This window comes from Parolsenella sp., assembly GCF_982402205.1.
The window spans coordinates 1-2,499 of sequence record NZ_CEVYAT010000186.1; the positions used below are offsets into that span (position 1 = coordinate 1).

The 2,499-nt window shown below is 57.0% G+C and carries 4 protein-coding genes; all 4 read right to left on the reverse strand.

What is annotated here, in order from left to right; all coding sequences use genetic code 11:
• Positions 1–507 (reverse strand): DUF4417 domain-containing protein (locus AC1VTH_RS07850; protein ID WP_481335595.1); only part of this gene is annotated, 507 nt, incomplete at its 3' end.
• 186 nt (positions 508–693) lie between these two features.
• On the reverse strand, positions 694–1,275 hold the full coding sequence (locus tag AC1VTH_RS07855; RefSeq protein ID WP_481335596.1) for an ImmA/IrrE family metallo-endopeptidase: 582 nt from the start codon (positions 1,273–1,275) through the stop codon (positions 694–696).
• A gap of 11 nt (positions 1,276–1,286) precedes the next feature.
• On the reverse strand, positions 1,287–1,601 hold the full coding sequence (locus tag AC1VTH_RS07860; RefSeq protein WP_481335597.1) for a helix-turn-helix domain-containing protein: 315 nt from the start codon (positions 1,599–1,601) through the stop codon (positions 1,287–1,289).
• Between the two features lie 363 nt (positions 1,602–1,964).
• On the reverse strand, positions 1,965–2,499 hold a 535-nt coding region (locus AC1VTH_RS07865; RefSeq protein WP_481335599.1), incomplete at its 5' end, for an NAD(P)-dependent oxidoreductase.

Below are 2,499 nucleotides of genomic sequence, written 5' to 3' on the forward strand. Positions count from 1 at the left end.
AACTTCGCCGATGGCAATCAGGGAGTTACGCGGAGCACCAACAGTGAAGTAGTCTGACCCAAATGCTGGGCAACGCACATTACACAGGACATGAAGCCCCAGACTCTGGAGCCAAGCACCAACAAGCTGGTTGCGATAAACGTTGTAGCGACGCACGGGGTCGGGGACACCAGGCCCGGTACTAAAGTCCGGGGCGATTGCTCCGCCGAAGCCAGTCAACTTATTGAGATACTTCCAAGGATTGTTCCAAAAGCGCTCGATCTTGTCATCGTTTTCGTAGAAGTGAACGTACGCAGAGCTATCTGGGGCACTGGCGGCCATAGCCTCAGAAAACGAAATGATCCTATGGGGGACTTCATGCTCAGCCTCCATGATGGGAATACCACTGAGCTGATCGATGACGACGCCCTTGGTCATATAGGCATGCATGACATCACGAGAAGACCCTCGGGCCTCGCGAGCTTCGGGTGGCATTCCAGGCAGCACGCCCTGATAGGAGCTACTCATCCAAGCTCCTTTCTGCCGCAATTGCGGCTTATGCGATTGTCAAAAACAAATGACGAATCGCTGGGGCCCACCTGGTTAAGACGCTCGATTATATCGCTCGCCTTATACTTACCGTTGGCATCGGGTCCAGGCTGACCCCAGCTAGGGCCGTTCTTATTGGCGTAAGGACGGCCCTTTTAATGCATGTCAGGCAACGCGACCACCTCCTCTCAAACGGCTGGTCGCCAAAATGCGGCTCTCGTATTCAAGAGGAACCCTAGGGCCGTACCAAATCCTGTTCATCGTTCGGTCAAGAACTGATCTGGCGCAACCGAAACTCACTACGAAATCAGACATGATCGTCTGAACGTCTTTCTTCGAATCCCGGATGACCAGAGGTGCAGGAGCCAAAAAGTAGTTGGCAAAAAAAATCGCTTCAGCCTCAAGCTGAGGATCGTCCGAGTTTGGGTGGCCGAGCACAAGGTGACCAAGCTCGTGAGCAAGGGTGAAGCGAATCCGCCCCCTCGACTTTGGGTCGTTATAGAAGACGATCGTCCGAGAGGGATCGAAGTCGTCGGGACGAAATGTGAACGCGTCAGGCCAGACCCTCTCGACCTCATCGCGAAGGCTACCCTCAAGAAGAGAGTAAGGGACTACTCTGATTCCCATTTTTCGAAGAAGTCTCCAGATGCTGAACGGATAGACTTCAATTCCATAATCCTCGATGAGGTTGGCTACCTCCTCGCGAATCTCGTCATACCGGTTTGCATCTGAAAGGTTCCAAGCCATAGAGGCAGCTCCTAGCAGTACTTGAGAAGGGCATCAATAAGACGCTTCTTCTGCTCGGGGGTAACTATATTGGCGCTACGAGCAACGAGGTTGATTGCGCCATCGAGCTTGTTAGGGTCATCGCAAGGAGTACCCAATAGGTCATCGGCAGAGGTGCCGAGAGCCCTGGCGATGATGGCAAGCGTTATCGATTTGGGCTCACGCTGACCGTTGATGTAACGGCTAATTGCAGCTTCAGTGAGCCCCGTCATCTCACTGAGCTCTTTCCGTGAAATTCCTTTTTCTTCAAGCAGCTCTTTAATTCTGCTTCCCAGCTGATTGCCCATTCGTCCTTCTCCTATGCTTCTATCTCAATCGGCAATTTCTTGTCGCATCGGTAATTATACTCACCCTGTCCGTTAAGTCCAATACGCGACGGACACTATTTTCTCGTGAGCCTAGAGGCAGCTTTCCGCAAAGCATCGCCACACAAAAGCCCGCGAGCACGAGGCCCGCGGGCTGTGTCGACCGTCATGGGTTTTCGCTCATCCAAATTACGCGTCCAGAGCCACCCAAACGCGTAAAACGGATGAGCGACGGAGGCAAGAGGCTGCCAGCACGTAAAACGGATGAACGAGCGAGAGGACGCGGAATAGGCGCGCCCCACATCGCCGTGCGGGGACAAACGACACGTCCCTCTGTACCCGCGTCTAGTGCTTGGCAAGCCAGTCGATGACGTTGGAGAACTCGATCTTGGCGCGGCGCTGCATGGACTCCTCGGTGAGGTAGGCCACGTGCGGCGTGAGCACGCAGTTCTTGGCGCTCGCGAGGGCATAGCCCTCGGGCAGCGGCGGCTCCATGTCAAAGACGTCGATGCCGGCACCAGCCAGCTTGCCGCCGTTGAGCGCGGCCGCAAGCGCGTCGTTGTCGACGATCGCGCCGCGGGCGCAGTTGATGAGCACGGCGCCGTCGCGCATGGCGCATATCTTGTCGGCGTCGAACCAGCCGCGAGTCTCGGGCGTGAGCGGCACGTGCAGGCTCACGATGTCGGACTGCTCGAGCAGGTCGGCGAGGCCCACAAACTCGATGCCCGCCTCGCGCGCCGCCTCGCTCTCGTGGCGCGCATAGCCCACGACGCGCGCGCCAAACGCGCGGAACAGGCGCGCCACAGCGCACCCGATGTGGCCCGTGCCCACGATGCCCACCGTCTTGCCGCAGATCTCGCGGCCCACGAGGCCCACCGAG

Bases quoted from the DNA above. Each gene is read 5' to 3' on its own strand.
- AC1VTH_RS07860 (WP_481335597.1), bottom strand. From the start codon at position 1,601: ATGGGCAATCAGCTGGGAAGCAGAATTAAAGAGCTGCTTGAAGAAAAA.
- AC1VTH_RS07855 (WP_481335596.1), bottom strand. From the start codon at position 1,275: ATGGCTTGGAACCTTTCAGATGCAAACCGGTATGACGAGATTCGCGAG.